Below are 341 nucleotides of genomic sequence, written 5' to 3' on the forward strand. Positions count from 1 at the left end.
GGCTTATCCCAGAGTCAAGGGCAGGTTACTCACGTGTTACTCACCCGTTCGCCACTAATCCCCCAGCAAGCTGGGATCATCGTTCGACTTGCATGTGTTAAGCACGCCGCCAGCGTTCATCCTGAGCCAGGATCAAACTCTCCGTTGAAGWAAAACAAATCAAACAGACACAACCACACCCACCGGAAATAACGACAGGCACGGCTGCACAAAATTCGAAACCAGCTGAAAACCAAACCACCACACACGGGGGTGCGCAACGGCCTGGCCATAATTTCAACCAATCAATAAAACAATCGGCATCAACAAACTTGGCACACTATTGAGTTCTCAAACAACAG

At 49.7% G+C, this 341-nt stretch carries 1 rRNA gene; it reads right to left on the minus strand.

Annotation, left to right across the window (positions count from 1 at the left end):
* A 16S ribosomal RNA gene (locus AC1DD5_RS25840) occupies nucleotides 1-148 on the minus strand; the annotation flags it as partial.
* Between the last annotated feature and the right edge of the window lie 193 nt (nucleotides 149-341).

This window comes from Paenarthrobacter sp. 10L420, from assembly GCF_056395385.1.